14 protein-coding genes and 1 tRNA gene are annotated in these 15,298 nt (G+C 58.4%); 8 read left to right on the top strand and 7 right to left on the bottom strand.

Features of this window, described 5'->3' with window-relative positions; translation table 11 throughout:
• Nucleotides 1–57 precede the first annotated feature (57 nt).
• Together lysA and argS are read right to left on the bottom strand one after the other, a co-directional pair.
• Complete coding sequence (lysA, locus tag HMPREF2935_RS09200) at nt 58–1,392, bottom strand: diaminopimelate decarboxylase (protein WP_070456188.1); 1,335 nt, start codon at nt 1,390–1,392, stop codon at nt 58–60.
• Nucleotides 1,393–3,054, bottom strand: coding sequence for an arginine--tRNA ligase (argS, locus tag HMPREF2935_RS09195; RefSeq protein ID WP_070456190.1), 1,662 nt, complete (start codon nt 3,052–3,054; stop codon nt 1,393–1,395).
• Between the two features lie 198 nt (nt 3,055–3,252).
• On the opposite strand from argS, the gene HMPREF2935_RS09190 reads away from it, so the two are divergent.
• From HMPREF2935_RS09190 to HMPREF2935_RS09155, 8 genes are all read left to right on the top strand, one after another.
• Nucleotides 3,253–4,905: an L-lactate permease gene (locus HMPREF2935_RS09190; protein WP_070732890.1), complete on the top strand. Its 1,653-nt coding sequence runs from the start codon at nt 3,253–3,255 to the stop codon at nt 4,903–4,905.
• A 330-nt stretch (nt 4,906–5,235) separates the two neighbouring features.
• Nucleotides 5,236–6,021: a (Fe-S)-binding protein gene (locus HMPREF2935_RS09185; RefSeq protein WP_061925881.1), complete on the top strand. Its 786-nt coding sequence runs from the start codon at nt 5,236–5,238 to the stop codon at nt 6,019–6,021.
• Nucleotides 6,021–7,526 carry a lactate utilization protein B gene (locus tag HMPREF2935_RS09180; protein WP_070732888.1) on the top strand — a complete coding sequence of 502 codons (1,506 nt, stop codon included), beginning with the start codon at nt 6,021–6,023 and terminating at the stop codon, nt 7,524–7,526. Before HMPREF2935_RS09185 ends, HMPREF2935_RS09180 begins: the two co-directional genes overlap by 1 nt.
• Entirely contained in the window at nt 7,523–8,158 is a 636-nt protein-coding gene (locus tag HMPREF2935_RS09175; protein ID WP_061925886.1) for a LutC/YkgG family protein, read from the top strand. The genes HMPREF2935_RS09180 and HMPREF2935_RS09175 overlap by 4 nt, the downstream gene beginning before the upstream one ends.
• Nucleotides 8,159–8,252: 94 nt before the next feature.
• Nucleotides 8,253–8,326: transfer RNA gene (locus HMPREF2935_RS09170), tRNA-Arg, on the top strand.
• 195 nt (nt 8,327–8,521) lie between these two features.
• Nucleotides 8,522–8,848, top strand: coding sequence for a hypothetical protein (locus tag HMPREF2935_RS09165; RefSeq protein WP_061925889.1), 327 nt, complete (start codon nt 8,522–8,524; stop codon nt 8,846–8,848).
• A 3-nt stretch (nt 8,849–8,851) separates the two neighbouring features.
• Complete coding sequence (locus HMPREF2935_RS09160; RefSeq protein WP_070732886.1) at nt 8,852–9,706, top strand: hypothetical protein; 855 nt, start codon at nt 8,852–8,854, stop codon at nt 9,704–9,706.
• Between the two features lie 60 nt (nt 9,707–9,766).
• A complete protein-coding gene (locus tag HMPREF2935_RS09155; RefSeq protein WP_062041195.1) occupies nt 9,767–10,192 on the top strand; it encodes a cupin domain-containing protein in 426 nt (141 codons plus the stop codon).
• A gap of 91 nt (nt 10,193–10,283) precedes the next feature.
• Here the strand turns inward: HMPREF2935_RS09155 and HMPREF2935_RS09150 are convergent, their stop codons facing one another.
• From HMPREF2935_RS09150 to HMPREF2935_RS09130, 5 genes are all read right to left on the bottom strand, one after another.
• Nucleotides 10,284–10,484 carry a hypothetical protein gene (locus tag HMPREF2935_RS09150; RefSeq protein WP_061925898.1) on the bottom strand — a complete coding sequence of 67 codons (201 nt, stop codon included), beginning with the start codon at nt 10,482–10,484 and terminating at the stop codon, nt 10,284–10,286.
• Nucleotides 10,485–10,626: 142 nt separating this feature from the next.
• Entirely contained in the window at nt 10,627–10,914 is a 288-nt protein-coding gene (locus tag HMPREF2935_RS09145; RefSeq protein ID WP_061925901.1) for a hypothetical protein, read from the bottom strand.
• Nucleotides 10,915–11,012: 98 nt separating this feature from the next.
• A complete protein-coding gene (locus HMPREF2935_RS09140) occupies nt 11,013–11,531 on the bottom strand; it encodes a MarR family winged helix-turn-helix transcriptional regulator (protein WP_061925904.1) in 519 nt (172 codons plus the stop codon).
• A gap of 36 nt (nt 11,532–11,567) precedes the next feature.
• Nucleotides 11,568–14,147: an AAA family ATPase gene (locus HMPREF2935_RS09135; protein WP_070732884.1), complete on the bottom strand. Its 2,580-nt coding sequence runs from the start codon at nt 14,145–14,147 to the stop codon at nt 11,568–11,570.
• Nucleotides 14,148–14,151: 4 nt separating this feature from the next.
• Nucleotides 14,152–15,249: a metallophosphoesterase family protein gene (locus HMPREF2935_RS09130; RefSeq protein ID WP_062041200.1), complete on the bottom strand. Its 1,098-nt coding sequence runs from the start codon at nt 15,247–15,249 to the stop codon at nt 14,152–14,154.
• Between the last annotated feature and the right edge of the window lie 49 nt (nt 15,250–15,298).

The following is a 15,298-nucleotide window of genomic DNA, read 5'->3' as shown; positions in this document are numbered from 1 at the left end:
TGTCTAGTTTTTGCGCTTCCAGAAGATTCTTTTGCTCAACAGTTAAAAGCGGTGAATTTAATCAATTTCAAGGGCCATTAGGTCCTCGACTGTCTCGCGACGCAGCATCAGACTAGCCTCACCATCGCGCACGGAGACCACGGCCGGGCGCAGCGCGCCGTTGTAGCGCGAGGCCATCATGTACTGATAGGCGCCGGTGGTGGCGAAGGTCAGCAGATCCCCTGTCTTAATGTCGCCCGGCAGCTTGCGTTCACTAACCAAGATGTCACCGGACTCGCAGTGGAAGCCCACCACGCGGGAATCCACTGGCTCACCTTGAGTCAACCGGTTAACCACACGCACGTCATATTCCGACTCATAGAGCGCGGGGCGGATATTATCCGACATTCCGCCATCGACTGAGAGATAACGGCGCATCGGCAGCTCGGCCTTGCCGGTCTCTACGTCTTTGACGGTGCCCACCGAGTACACGGTTACCGCAGAGGCGCCGACCAGCGAGCGGCCCGGCTCGACCAGAACGAAAGGCGCATCGATGCCCAGTTCGCGAGCGGTGCGCTCCACTGCGGCAAGCAGATCTTGGGCCAGCTTGGCGACGTCGAGAGCTTCCTCGTACTCCATGTATGGAATGCCGAAACCGCCGCCCAGGTCGAGCTCCTTGAGCGCTACCCCCAGCTCGGTATGAATGCGCTTATAGAGCGAAAGCACGCGTTCGGCGGCCAATTTAAAGCCATCAGCATTGAAAACAGACGAACCCACGTGACAGTGCAGCCCCACCAGCTCCAAGTTTTCAGCTTCCAGAGCTGCCTTAGAGGCACCAAATGCCGCACCCGTGGCCAGGGAGATGCCGAACTTTTGATCCTCATGCGAGGTTGCGATGAATTCGTGGGTGTGGGCGTCGACGCCGGGCTTGACGCGAATCATGACTGGCTGAACACGGCCGGCCGCACGCGCGATTTCATCAAGCTGCGCCAGTTCACCTTCGTTGTCGAGCACGACGTGCGCTACACCATTGTCCACACACAGCTGTAGGTACTCGCGCTCCTTGTTGTTGCCGTGCGCGGTCATGCGCTCCGGCGGGAAACCAGCTGCCAGGGCTACCTTGGCCTCATTGAGGGAAGCCACGTCAAGACATAGGCCTTCCTCGGCCACCCACTTCACGACGCGCTTGGTCAAAAATGCCTTCGATGCGTAGTGCACGTGCTCAGGCCCGCCGAAAGCACGTGCCATGTCGCGGCAACGAGAGCGGAAATCGTCCTCATCGAAGACATAGAGCGGCGTGCCGTATTCCTGCGCGAGCTCTGTAAGTGGCAGGCCGGCGATGGTGACCACGCCATCGTCCTGGCGCTTAGCGTTGCGTGGCCAGACGTGGGCTGGAAGCTGGTTGAAATCCATCTACATCTTCTCCGGGGCGCTGACGCCCACCATGGTCAGAGCGTTGGAGAGGACCTGACGTGCGGCGTCGGCAAGCGCGAGGCGTGCGATATGGATTGGCTGCGTTGTCTCGTCCGCCTTCGGCAGCACCTGGCACTGGTCGTAGAAGCGGTGGAACACAGCCGCCAACTCCTCGGCAAAGCGGGCGATGCGGTGCGGCTCGCGCAAGGTCGCTGCGGTGGAGACAACCTCAGGGAACTCGCCCAGAGTGCGAATGAGATCGCCTTCCTTCTCGTGTGTGAGAAGCGCAAGATCTGCATCTGCCATAGCCGCGGCGTCAAGGCCCAGCTCTTGCGCCTTGCGCAGGATGGAGCAGATGCGCGCGTGGCCGTACTGAACGTAGTAAACAGGGTTATCGGAGGACTGGGAAGCCCACAGGCCCAGGTCGATGTCGATGGACTGATCCACGGAAGAACGCACCAGGGAGTAGCGTGCGCCATCGACGCCGATGGCCTCGACGAGATCGTCGAGGGTGATGACGGTGCCGGCACGCTTGGACATCTTTACTGCCTGACCGTCACGCAGGAGGTTGACCATCTGGCCGATGAGTACCTCGACTTGCTCTGGGTTATAGCCCATGGCGGCGGCGGCCGCGCGCAGGCGGGCGATGTAACCGTGGTGATCCGCGCCCAGCATGTATATGGCCAGATCGTGGCCGCGGTCGAACTTGTCAGCTACATAAGCAATATCACCAGCGATGTAGGCAGCATCGCCATCGGACTTGATAACCACGCGGTCCTTGTCATCGCCGTAGTCGGTGGACTTCAGCCACCATGCACCATCTTCGAAGTAGAGCTTTTCGTTGTCCTTCAGGTGAGCGACGGCCTTTTCGACTGCGCCGGACTCGAAAAGCGAGTTCTCGTGGAAGTAGACGTCGAAGTCAACGCCAAACTCGTGGAGAGAATCCTTGATGTGCGCGAACATCATCTCCACGCCGGAGGCGCGGAACTTCTCGCGGACCTCGTCCTCAGAGCCTTCCAGTGCGTTCGGGACCTGCTCGACAACCTTGGCCGCAATCTCCTGGATGTAGTCTCCGCCGTAGCCATCTTCCGGGGTCGGCTCGCCCTTGGCCGCAGCAACGAGGGAGTTGGAGAAACGGTCGATCTGGCGACCGTGATCGTTGAAGTAGTACTCGCGAGTAACCTCAGCTCCCGACGCCTCGAGCACACGACCCAGGGAGTCACCTACTGCTGCCCAGCGGGTGCCGCCCAGGTGGATTGGGCCGGTGGGGTTCGCAGAAACGAACTCCAGGTTGATCTTCTGATCTTTATAAGCATCATTGTGGCCATAAGAAGTGCCAGCCTCGCGAACCTGGCTGACGATTGCGCCCTGCGCGGCAGCAGCCAGACGGATGTTCAAAAATCCAGGGCCGGCAATCTCCGCGACGTCGATAGCGGCGTTTTCTGCCAGCGCCTCAGCGAGCCAGGTGGCCAGATCACGCGGATTCACGCCAGCCTTCTTGGCTACCTGCAGGGCCAAGTTGGTGGCGTAGTCACCGTGCTCGGGATTACGCGGACGCTCCACGGTCACGGTCTCAGGAAGGACGGCGGTGTCGAGCTCGTGTTCGCTCAATACAGCGACTGCGGTCTCTTTAATAAGCACAGAAAGATCTACGGGATTCATAGCGTCAAAGTCTATCGTCCCGCGCTGACATGAGCAGCATCAGGCACGCATTGGGGCCTTTTATAACAGCAAGCAACTTGTGTGACATTTGCCCCTTATTGCGAAACTGTCGCGAGAAGGCTCGCTCAAGATTTAGGCTTTTAGGAAGACTAAGTATTAAATAAAACACTCGTTTTCCTTCTAGAGACTTGGGTAACTATGAACACCTTCCAAATATCGACGGATGCCATCGGCGGTAGCCTTGGCCTTTCCGCTGCCGTAGCGACGCTACCGCTTATCGCCTTCTTCATCATGTTGCTGGGTTTTAAGGCCCGCGCACACACCTCGGGCGCAGTTGCCCTCGCCGTCGCACTCCTCATCGCCACCTTCGGCTTCGATATGGCAGCAGGCATGGCCTTTTCCTCCGCGGTGCGCGGCGGCCTGTTTGGCCTGCTTCCCATCGTCTGGGTCATCATCACCGCCATTTGGTTCTACGAGATCACCGTAGCTTCCGGCCGGTTTGAGGATCTGCGCAAGACCTTCGACTTGCTTGGCGAAGGCGATATCCGCATCCAGGCCATCCTCATCGCGTTCTGCTTCGGCGGCCTCCTCGAAGCCCTGGCAGGCTTCGGTGCTCCGGTAGCGATTACCGCAACGATGATTCTGGCATTGGGTGTCAAACCACTGAAGGCTGCCACCACCGTCCTTATTGCCAATACCGCGCCCGTTGCCTTCGGCGCCGTGGGTATCCCCGTTACCACCGCGGGTGAAGTTGGCGGCCGCACCGCGGAGCAGACCGCCGATATTGCGGGCCTGATTTCCTTGCAGGTCCTGCTAATCGCAGCCGCAGTTCCATTTTTCATCCTCTTTATCCTGGACGGTATGCGCGGCGTCAGGGAGGCAGCCCCGGCCGCCGCAGTCATCGGCGTCTCCTTCGCCATCGCCCAGTGGGCCGCGGCCAACTTCTTTGCCTACCAGCTGACTAACGTCGTGGCCTGCATCGTTTCCCTGGGCTGCGCATTCGTATTCCTGCGCATGTGGAAGCCAAAGGGCGTTGCCGAACTGCGTCAGCGCATGGAGATCCCAGCGCAGGAGGAAGTCACCGATCTTTCCGGCGTCCGCATCTGGATGGCGCTGCTTCCCTACGCCGTGGTTACCGCAGTCTTTGCGCTTGCCACTGCCGTGCCCAAGCTCTTTGGTTTCTGGAAGATTAAGTTCGCCTGGCCGGGCCTGGATGGCACAGTCCTTGACTCTGCCGGCAAGGCAATGGACACCTCGTTCAGCTTCAACGTCTTTGGCAATCCCGGCACCTTGCTGCTGATTTCTGGACTAATCGTGGCAATCATCTTCTGGATTTTCAACGATGGCGGCCACTACCATTTGGCAAAGTCCGCGCCGCTTGCCAAGTTTGGCGAGGTTTGCGCCCGCATGAAGTTCTCGGCGCTTACGATTATCTTGGTCCTCGCCTTGGCTTACACCATGAACTACTCCGGCCAGACCATCTCTATTGGTGAGTTCGTGGCGTCGGCAGGCGGCATCTTCGCACTCTTCGCACCCGCCCTGGGCTGGATTGGCACGGCCGTTACCGGCTCGGATACCTCGGCCAACGCTCTCTTTGCTAACCTCCAAGTCACCGCCGCCGAGCGCATCTCCGTCAATCCAGACCTCATGCTTGCTGCTAACACCGCCGGCGGCGTGGTGGGCAAGATGATTTCCCCGCAGTCCCTGGCCATCGCCGCAACGGCCGTCAAGATGGAAGGCGAGGAATCCCGCATCCTGAAGGCCGTGGTGGGCTACTCTCTGGCCTTCCTAGCCACGGTCTGCATCATCGTGTTCCTAATGACCAACGTGCTGGGCTTCCTGGTTCCATAGCCGCAATTTTCAAAGCCAAAAAGTCGCCGCACCTACCCGGTTATTAAGTGTGGCGACTTTTGTATACCCCCAAAAGGTTTGAACTTGCCAGTGACGCATCACTCACTTGGCGCCGCAGATCGGACTTTGACAAAAGACGTGCGTCCATCTGTGCACGTGAGCAATTTCGCAACACTAGTGTTGTGAAATAACCCCAGTTAAACAGGCCTTTTTCGACAGAATATCTGCGGAGTTATCGGTAGTATTTATTCCACAACGAAAAACGTTTGCCTGAGCCTCCTGCATCCAGCTCATCGGAGGCAAACTTGGGCAGTAAAAGGAGCGCAAAGTATGCGAATTGCACTATTTTCCACGTGCATTGGTGACGCCCTCTTCCCGGACGCACACAAAGCAACCGCACTAATCCTCTCCCGCTTGGGCCATGAAGTGGTCTTCCCGGAAGAGCAGACCTGCTGCGGACAGATGCATATCAATACCGGTTATCAGAAGGAAACCCTAGGGATGATCCGCAGCTATGCGGACGCCTTCGCGGATCCTTCCATTGACTACGTAGTCTCCGCTTCTGGCTCCTGCGTCGGCGCAGTCCGCGAACAGCACGTCAAGATTGCTGACCGCTTCGGTACCTCCGCCGACGTCGACGGAGCCAAGATTGCTTCCCAGAAGACCTTGGACCTCCCGGAGTTCTTGGTCGACATCGAGCAGCGCACCGACTTAGGTGCCTTCTTCCCACATAAGGTCACCTACCACGCTTCCTGCCATGGCCTGCGCTTTTTGAAGTTGGGTGACCGCCCGTACCAGCTGCTGAGCAAGGTCGAAGGCATCGACCTCGTGCCGCTAGAAAACGTGGAAGAGTGCTGTGGCTTCGGCGGTACCTTCTCTATTAAGAATCCTGAGGTCTCCCAGGCCATGGTCTCGGACAAGACCCGCCACGTAAAGGACACCGAGGCTGAGTACTTGACCGGCGGTGACTCTTCCTGCCTGATGAACATCGGCGGCGCCCTCTCCCGCCAGCGCAGTGGCGTGCGCGTTATCCACATGGCCGAAATCCTGGCTTCCACCAAGGAGCACCCATGGACCCCTGATACGGCCGCATATTCCAAGGAGAAAATGCTCTAATGACTTCCTTCCTCGATACCACCCCACCGCGGGCGCCCGAAGGCTACGGCAACCTGCGCGGCAGCAAGGCATTCGTGCCGCTGGCACACGTCGGACTGAACAACGCTACGCAGCGCCACAACCTGTACCACGCCACCACCACGATTCGCAATAAGCGCGCCAACGCCGTCGAAGAGCTACCGGATTGGCAGCAACTGCGTGACGCTGGCTCCGCCCTCAAAGAGGACGTGGCAGCCCGGATGCCAGAGCTCCTCCTCCAGTTTGAGGAAGAGGTAACCAAGCGCGGCGGAATTGTTCACTGGGCCCGCGACGCCAAGGAAGCCAACGAGATCATCGAGGGACTTATCCGCGAGACCGGTGAGACCGACGTCGTCAAGGTCAAGTCCATGGCAACCCAGGAAATCGGCCTGAACGAGCACCTCGAGTCTGTAGGGATCAATGCCCGCGAAACCGACCTGGCTGAGCTCATCGTTCAGCTGGGCGAGGATAAGCCCTCCCACATCCTGGTTCCAGCCATCCACCGCAACCGTGCCGAAATCCGTGACATCTTCGTCAACAAAATGCCGCACACGGATGAATCCCTAAAGGCTGAGCCAGCCGAACTCGCGGAGGCTTCTCGTATCTTCCTGCGCGAGCAGTTCATGAAGGCCAAGGTCGCCATCTCCGGCGCGAACTTTGGTGTCGCAGAAACCGGCACCATCAATATCGTGGAGTCTGAGGGCAACGGCCGCATGTGCCTTACCCTGCCGGAGACCCTGATTACCGTGATGGGCATCGAAAAGCTCGTGCCAAAATTCCAAGACCTTGAGGTCTTCCTGCAGCTTTTGCCGCGTTCTTCCACGGCAGAGCGTATGAACCCGTACACCTCGATGTGGGCGGGCATAACTGAAAACGATGGACCGAAGAACTTCCACCTCGTGCTGCTGGATAACGGCCGTACCGCGGCACTATCCAGTCCAATCGGCCACCAGGCACTCAAGTGCATCCGCTGCTCCGCGTGCCTGAACGTATGCCCAGTCTACGAACGCGCCGGCGGCCACGCCTACGGCTCGGTCTACCCAGGCCCCATCGGCATCTCCATTACCCCGCAGCTAACCGGTATCAAGGACCACCACGATCCTTCCGCCAGCCTGCCTTATGCATGCTCCCTGTGTGGACGCTGCGACGAGGTTTGCCCGGTGAAGATTCCGCTTTCTGAGGTCATCCTGGAGAACCGCCACCAAAAAGTCACCAACGCTACCCCGCCGGTGGAATCCAAACTGTTTAGCGCGGTTCAGCTCGTGTGGGGCCACCCAAAGGTCTGGAACCAGATCACCCACATGGTTGCCCTCGGCCGCGTATTGGGCGGTTTCAACGGCGTCATCGATAACTTGCCTTTGTTCCTCTCCGGCTGGTCCGACGCCCGCGATACTGCAGTCCCCCCGAAGAAGTCTTTCCGTCAGTGGTTTGACTCCGATGAAGCTAAAGAATTGCTCGCCCAGGCCAAGAAGGAGGGCATCAAGTGAGTACCGCCAAAGAAGAGATCCTGAAGCGCATTCGCACCGCGCAGAAGCAGGCAGGCCTGTCTGAACACGTCGACATCCCGCGTGAGTACGAAACGCAGGGCACGCTAAACGCGGATGAGCTGCGTGACATGCTGGTTGACCGCCTTGAGGATTACAAGGCGGAGGTCCACGTCACGGATGAAGTTTCTCTGGCCCAGACCATCTCGCAGGTCTTCACGGACAAGGATTGTTCTACGGTGACCTATGCACAGGGCATGGACACCGCGCTTATCGACGCCATCACCTCCGACGTCACATTAACCGCCGACGATCCCACGTCTGACCCGCGCGAGCTGGATACTGTCGACGCCGTGCTCACCGAGTCCCACGTAACTTCCGCACAGACCGGCACCATCGTGTTGGAGGCGGGCCCGCTGTGCGGCCGCCGCGCTCTCACGCTGGTCCCAGACCGCCATGTATGCATCGTACGCAAGGAGCAGGTGGTCTACGGCGTGCCGGAGATGGTCTCGCGCATCAATCCGGACTTCCCAGCAACCTGGATTTCCGGCCCGTCTGCTACTTCCGATATTGAGCTCTCCCGCGTCGAGGGCGTGCACGGTCCACGCGATCTCATAGTCATCATCGTGAAGTAAGGCTCGTATGCGGAACTCACCCCGCATTAGCTTCTAACTACTGGCATGCGCTAGAATCACACCGTTGATATCTGGCGCATGCCACCTATCATTTGCCTCCGTAGCTCAGCGGATTAGAGCATCGGTTTCCGGTACCGAAGGTCGCAGGTTCGATCCCTGTCGGGGGCACAATTTCTCCCTTCGCTTGCTCGGCGTTCAACCCGGCAGGCGAGGGTTTCAGCTTCGTATCCACATTTTCCATTTCTTGCAGCTTCCAGAAATCTCTAGCGCATCGCCGTCGCTCGATATTAGGAATTCCCCCCTACCACTCGAAGTCAAAGAATCATTCCTAAGAATGATCCCGCGGGCTGTAAGGTCAGGGCCATGGAATCAACATCTCGCCCCACGCGGGCCTACCTCTCGTTTCTCGCGGTCGCGTTAGCGTTCTTCGTGGTGCCGGGGATTGTGGGCGCGGCTCTTAGTGGGAATACAGCGACTGTGACCATGCTGGTGCTACTGCCAGTGATGGCGTTGGCATTGGGCATGCTGGATGGCCGGCTCTTCCGCTATACGCTGTCCTTTCCGCTCATTGCGGCCTTTATGTTTTGGCTTTCTACCAAGGTCTACTACAACACCGGTACGTGGATTTACGCAGTTGAGGTCGTCCTGCTTGCGTGGTTGGGCAGCTGGTTAACCGGAAGGAAGGCCTAGGTCATGGAAACGTGGATTCTGAACCATCCTGAGACGGGAAGGCTCGAGGTCATGGTCGGCCCCGATGTGGAGTTTGCTGCAGCTTATGAAAACTGGCCGCAAGAACCGAGCGAGCAAGAATACACCGCCCTAGACGCCAACATGCCGCTTAAAGATAGAATCCGGGCATTCATTGATAATCCACCTATTCGCGTGCAAGTTTGCCGCGATGGCGAAGTCCTTGGAAGGTACACCTCGTTGTCTTCGGCGCGAGTGGCACTAAAACAAATCGATACCGACGAGCTACGCAGCTTAGAGCTTGTCAACCGCACGAAGCCGCACCTCAAGCTGCACGCGAATGCTCTCGACGAGTTGCTCGAGGTGACATATCACAACGGCTCAGAGGTGGTCGAATTCGAGCCACCAGCTGGCAGCCGGGGTGCGCGGCGTCGCGAAGCAATGGAGCAAAGCCCCGTTAAACGCGTGGCCTATCCTCTTCTTGCAGGCCTTGGTAAAGGCGGTTGGGCGTTGGCCGTTATCGTGCTCGGCCCAATCCTGCGCAAGCTGTTGGACTTGCTGCCTATCCCCGACATCGACTGGCCAGATCTGCCAGACCTCCCCGAGCTTCCCCAAATCCATCTGCCGACGATCAGCATAGATTGGCCAGGCATCAACTGGCCGAACATCGATTTCCCTGACCTCCCGGCGCTGCCCGAGTGGATGGTTTTCTTGCTCGACAACTCGAAAGTGTGGGTGCCCATCGTCATCGGTATCGTCATCGGCGTGATATCCATCCGCAACCACAAAAAGTCCGAACAGCATAAGAGGCAATGGCAGGACAGCGGCGAAGATACGAGAAAAGAAAATCCTCAGCATTAATACGCGGGCGCGCATAAGCTGGTGTTAAAGACCCATAATCCCTACAAGGAGGTACCTGACATGTCAGATCTGCGCACCGACCATGGCCCGAACCCTTATGTTCTCAACATCGAAGAGACCACCCTGGCTAACGATGCTTTCCGTGACACCCTGTGGACCGGCCAATACCTGCAGATGACCGTCATGTCTATTCCTGCCGGCGGCGAAATCGGCGCGGAGGTCCACGATGACCATGACCAGTTCCTGCGCCTCGAGTCCGGCCAGGGCCGCATCATGATTGGTGAAGACAAGGACAACCTAGACATCGACCAGGTAGTCGAAGACGACTTTGCTATCTTCGTACCAGCTGGCAAGTGGCACAACTTCGTCAACGAGGGCTCCGAGCCGGCAAAGCTCTACTCCATCTACGCCGCACCGGATCACGTTAAGGGCACCATCCACGAGACCAAGGAAGACGCGGACAACGATCCGAACGAGCAGCACTAATTGCGGCAGGCTTTTAAAACGACAAAATGGCGGTCCAGAAGATGGGCCGCCATTTTAATATTTAGCTATTGAGCTTTGAGTTCTCCAAGTACTACTTGATGAACGGGTTTACGATCTCCTGGGTGATGTCCAGGGTGCCGTGCTCGATGTAGAACATGCCGAGGAACATAGCGGTAACGAGAACGAAAACCAGGAGCATGTTCGGGATCCACTGGACGAACACAGATACCCAGCCGTCAGCCTTGTCACGTGCAGCTGCTTCGCGCTGTTCCTGTGCCTCGTATTCGTTCATAATCCGTTGTTTCCTTTCACTGCGCCTTGTACTCCCTAGGCACACCTCGCCTAGCAAGAGTAATCACTGGCACTAACCTTAGCAGTAGATCGTTATGAATTTGTAGTTATCCACCGTTTGATTGACACCATTGCGGCCTGTTTTAAATACCAGGATCCTCGTTGTTTTCGAGGGCGTCGACAAAAGCGTCCCTATCAGCGAACATGCGGTTGATATCGGCTTCTTCGCCAACAATCCAGTGGCCGCCTTCCTCGTCAAAGGTAATTGCAGCGTCTGGAAAATTCTCCAAGGCGGCGTCCATAGCAGCCACCTGTTCTTCCGTAGCAATTCCCTCGAGGTGAGCTTCTGGGGCACCCAGGTCATCGAGAACAGTGATGTTGTAGTGCGGGTACTGGCGCTTAGGGTGCTCGAAGAGCTCTTGTCCCATCATGGTGGTGTCTCCTTTTGGGCTACATATGAGTTTGACTGTGGCGCTAAGCCACATGATAGGTCAGCTTTGGTCGTGTTTTGGCCGGCAACCTTGCAAGCCTAAACCTGAGGCTCTGCTTGACCGTGCAGAAGTTCGTCGGGTACGAATCCCTCGTAGCCAGGGACGTTCTTTACTGCTAGCACCCCTTTGAAGAAGTTAACCAACGAGGGAACATCTTCCTCGCTTAGGTGATCAAAGACAAGACGGCGCACGGACTCGACGTGCTCAGGCACGGCGCGCTCGAGGCGGGTAAAACCGTCATCCGTTATCTTTACCACCACGCCGCGGGCATCGCCGACGCTCTTGCACTTGGTGACGAGCCCGCGCTTTTCCATGCGCGTTACTTGGTGGGATGTGCGGGAACGGTCCCAATCCAGCTCGGCACACAGCTCGCGCAGGCGCATCTGATGGTCTTTTTGCTCGGACAACGTCACTAGGACGGCGAACTCAGAAGCAGAGACTTCCCCACCGGACATGAGAGTTTCTTCCATGCCGCGATTGATCTTGCGGATGGATCCAAGAAGCAGGCGCCAAAGCTCCTGTTCCTCCTCGTTAAGCCAGCGGGTTCCCGTAGTCATGCAAATAACAGTACACACTGGCTTTACTGAGAAAAACTAAACCTTCAGCGCGTCCATGGCAAGCTCCGTGCGCTCCGGTACACGCGCGTATCGCTGCGGCATACATGTAAGCACGAGCACCTGCGAATGCTTGCCTACCTGGGCGAAGAGCGTCGACATCAGGTTCAGGCGTGTCGAGTCGGTAGAGCCCAGCGCATCGTCCACGATGACGGGCACACCGGACTCTTGAACGAGCCCGGCGATAGCAAACCGTGTAAGGATGGCCAGCTGCTCCTTCGCGCCGCCGGAAAGCGAACCCATATCAATGGTTTGGCCGTTGCGGCTACGCGCGGTGACAACGAGCTCCTCGGAGAGCTCGAAGTCGACGTCACCGCCGAAGACGGTGCGCGCGAGAGCATTAAGCTTTGTCACGAAAGGCGCGGCGTAGCGCTGGCGCGCAGCATCGCGATGCTTAAGCAACAGCTCCCGCAGATAGCGGGCAGCATTTGCACGCTTTTCGACGGCCGCGAGTACCTCCCGTGAGATTTCTAGCTCGGCGCTGGCTGCAGCCAGGCGTTCGGCCACACCAGAGTGCATCTCGATTCGGCCGACATATTCGCGCATGTCGCCGTCGGCACTCAAAATTGCGTTGTTCAGGCTACGTACCTGTTCCTCCGCGCCCTTGTGCAGAGCAAAGACCGTATCGACGTCGATGGCGCTTAGTTCTCGCAGGCGTTCGCGCTGCTGCTCCAGCTGCACCTTCGCCGCATGGAGAGCCTCTTCAACGTCTGCATCCGTTGCTGCATCGCGGGCGTTACGCAAAGCTTCCTCAGCTGCAGCATACTGGTTGGCAGCGGATTCATGCCGCGCCGTCGCCGCAGCCAGCTGCGTGGCTGCCTGACTATCTCGGTACGGGGCCAGCTCCTTTTCCGCCATGGTGACTTCGCTGCGCGCGGCCTCCTCAGCAGCCTCGGCACTGGACAAGTCGAGTGCTTCCTCAGATACGTCCGTGCCCTCGTGCTCGCGAGGCTCTTCAAAGTCCGCTGACTGTGCGGCATATTTTGCTTCGAGCTCGCCAAGGTCGTCGGTGCCCAAGGCCGCCTTGAATTCGCGCTGAGCTTGTACGACGGCGCGCTGCTTTTCCAAGAATTCCTCGCGCAGCTTCTGTGCTGCAGCGAGGTCTTCGCAGCCAGCGTCTTCAAGCAGTTGCGCAAGGCGCGTGCGCGCCTGTGCCACGGTGTCGGCCGAGGTATCACCGGCTGCTGCTTGATAAGTTGCCTGAATCTTGCCGAATGCAAACTTCATGCCATCGCGTAGCTGGATGGTTTGTGTGTTGTCGTCGGTTTGTTGGACTTCGCCGTCGACCTCGAACTCGCCTTCACCGCTGATGACCAGCTTGGCAGCGGCTGCGGCAAAAACGCGTTCTTGGACCTGGACTTCGTTAGCGGCTTGCTCGATGTCTTTGAGGTTTGCAACCTCTGGTGCTTGAGCTACCTCGGCGCGGCGGTCAGCTAGTTCTTTGTCGAGCTTGCCTAGGTGTTCAAGGCGCTCGCCAAGGGCCTCCCGCTCCTTCTTCTTGTGCGCCTTTCGCGCGTATTGGAGGTTGGCGCGTGCCTTCTCATAGGTTTGATTTGCGCGCTCGAGCTTTTCCTCGAGCGCGCTGCGGGCTTCTTTCTCATCTTCGACGCTCGCGCTAAGTTCTTCGACCTTGGTGGCTAAAGCCGCAAGATTCGCAGCGGCCCTGGAAACCTCCTCCACCGCGCTGCGGCGGCGTTCAAGTGCTTCTTTCTTGGCTTCCACATCTGCCGCAGCGCGGTCAACCACTTCGCGCTGGGCTTCGATCTTTTCGAGGGCAGCGCGGGCCTCAACAACGTCCTTTTCGCGCTCGGCTAGTTCTGCCTGTGCTGCAGGCAATGCTTCCTCGGCGTCGCGCTTGGCAAGTTGTGCAGCCTCGTGCTTGACCACGACATCGTCAAGCTGGCGTAATGCTTCCGTGGCCTCATTGTGCGCAAGTTCTGCCGCGTTGTAGCGCTCTTGGGCATCCTTTAGTTCTTTAGCCGGCTGCCCGGTGCGCGCGGTGAAGTATTTTTCGTATTCCTTCTGCACGCGATTGACCAGCTCAGAGTCTTCCGCGGCCGCGGTATCCATACCGCTGGCTTCTTCCAAGGCATTCGTCACCGAAGGAATACCCACGGCAGCCACGCCGGAGCCTAGGTCATCCTGGCGGAGGAACAGAGCGTCAAGGAGCTGGCGGTCAAGATGCTCGTTCAAGATGCGATCCAGCTCGTCATCGGCCTCGCCGCCAGTAAATTGCGCCGCACGCGGTGCTAGAACGCGCAGTTCAGACATCTTTTTCTTGAGCCAGCGCTTGTGGATGCGGAAGTGATACGGCCCCACGGTGACCTCAAGCTCTACCTCAGGGCCCGCATCTCGGTCCACCGGTTTGAGCGCCTTAATCTTCTTAGCGGCACCCGTGTGCTTTTCCGTCAGCACGGTATCGATGGCTTCCACGATGGTGGACTTGCCGGCCTCGTTCTCACCGTGGATGACCACGACGCCGGTCTCCGGCAGCTGTTCGATACGCAGATGCTCGACGCCGCGGACGTTCCAGATTTCCAAGCTGTGTAGACGCATCATGGCTTTAAGCCTCCTTCACGCTGAGACGGAACAACAGGTTGGCTGCGTCGCGGGCTACAGGGTCCTCCAGGTTTTCCACCAACTCCGCCAAGGCATCAGCGGCGAAGCCGGAAAGCTCAAGACTGGCAAGTTCCTCCTCATCGGGAGCAAGGTGCAAGTCCATGGTTCGCTCACGCGGGCGCAGCGAGGCGAAGACCGGCTCGAGCTCGGCCAAGCCTTGCTCCAAACGCGCTTGGGCGCCCAACCCCACCGTGCCGCGCAAGCCATACTTCACTGCGGTACGGGACTTATTCGGCATGTCATCGAGAACAGTGAGGAAGCGCTCGACATCCTCGTCGGAGTTGACGTCTGCCGCCACCGCGCGAAAAGCCCAGCGGCCGATGTGGTGCGGGGTGACCTCAACCTGCCCATTGTCGATTACCACGACCAGTGCATTGCCGGAATCGCGCTCGCGGTCATCAAAAGCGGTGGTCTCCGGGCTGCCGGAGAACCAGACGCGCCCCGATTGCCCCAAGGCCTGCGTGGAGTGAGTATCTCCCAGAGCCAGGTAGTCGATGACGCCCTCAGAAATCTGGTTTTCAACAAACTTTAAGTCAATAACGTCAGCCTCAGACTCGCGTGCTTCCACTTGCCCGTGGCCCACGGCGATGCGCACGCCGTCGTAAGGCTCGAGCGGGGCGAGCGCTGCCTGCACGAGGTCATAGTTTGCGCGCTTGGAGAGATACGGGGCGCCGACAATCTCTACTCCTTCGCGCACCTCAATCGGGGTGGAATCCGCGATGACGTGGACGTTGTCCGCAAAAGGCTTGCGCAGGATGGAATCCGCCACGAGCGGATCGTGGTTGCCGGGCAACAGATAAACAGGCACCGGCAGATTACGAAAGGCCTCCTTGGCGCGCCCCAAGGTGGCCTTGCTGAGCGAATTATGCTCAAATACGTCACCTGCCACCACGATGAATTCCGCACCGGTTTCCGCGGCTAATTCGCCGAGCCTGACAACGGCCGCCTCACGGTCATCGTTGAAGCGCACCTGGGCCTCGCCCTCGAGGAACCAGCGGGTCATGCCTAACTGAAAGTCCGAGGTATGGATGAAGGTCACCATGGATGAAACTCTCCCCTTTTGAAGTCTCCGGCAGCAGGTACTAAGCCCT

The organism is Corynebacterium sp. HMSC076D02 (assembly GCF_001813815.1).
Taxonomy (GTDB): Bacteria; Actinomycetota; Actinomycetes; order Mycobacteriales; family Mycobacteriaceae; genus Corynebacterium; species Corynebacterium simulans.
This window is presented reverse-complemented; position numbering and strand designations above follow the sequence as displayed.